Source organism: Variovorax sp. P4_D9, from assembly GCF_056401695.1.
Genome location: NZ_JBFUIU010001652.1, coordinates 1 through 769 on the forward strand (window position 1 = coordinate 1; position 769 = coordinate 769).

The 769-nt window shown below is 65.3% G+C and carries 2 protein-coding genes; both read right to left on the bottom strand.

The window, feature by feature from the left end; translation table 11 throughout:
• Nucleotides 1–294, bottom strand: a 294-nt coding sequence (locus AC1DY5_RS57545) for an SRPBCC family protein (RefSeq protein ID WP_478123025.1), incomplete at its 3' end; no start/stop codon positions are given.
• Nucleotides 295–454: 160 nt separating this feature from the next.
• A partial coding sequence (locus AC1DY5_RS57550; protein WP_478123026.1) for a MarR family winged helix-turn-helix transcriptional regulator occupies nt 455–769 on the bottom strand: 315 nt, incomplete at its 5' end.

Below are 769 nucleotides of genomic sequence, written 5' to 3' on the forward strand. Positions count from 1 at the left end.
CATGATTCCCGGGCTAACGGCTGTGGCGGTGAACGCCCACCGCTGGCCTGGGTCCCAGGCAATGATGCGCTCCTCGACCTTGCCGCCGGGGATGGTCGTCACGCGCCGCGTGCCGACGCCTTCTCGGAGCGTGCCAAGCACCTCCGTTCTTTTGATGACGGGGAACCACTCCGGCCAGCGTTCGTGGTCCGCCAGAATAGCGAACACAGCCTCTGGAGAAGCCGTCGTCGAGACCGGGGCCTGCCCGATCCAGTCGAGGTCTTTCTGCTCTGTCGTCGCCATGCGCGGCAGCATAGTCCAAGACGCCCGCCTCGAATAGCCGTTGTAGAGTCGCTTGATCCCCGCCGTGACGAGCAGCCGCCGCTTTGGAGCCAATGCAAAGGCAGCCCTGGGCCCGTTGCCTTACGCGCAAGCCCCATCCGGCCAGGACGCTGAACTCGCAGCCCGGGCTCGGCTACTCCTCCGCAGAGAGTCTTTGCGGCAGAGATTCCAGCCATCTTCCGACGACAGCCATCTCATCCTCGCTGAAACCTTCGCTCAACTTGGCGTTCAACGCGCCCAGCGTGGCCTTGGCGCGTTGCCCGGCAGCACGGCCTTCCTCGGTTTGGTAGAGGCGAATCGCGCGCCCATCGACCGAGTCACGCTGGCGCAGCAAATAACCGGCCTGCTCGAGCCGGTTGGCGAGGCCGGACATCGCCGGTGCGCCAATGTTCAGGGCCTGCGCGACGTCACCGATGAGCGCGCCATCGCTGCGCGACAGGTAAAACAT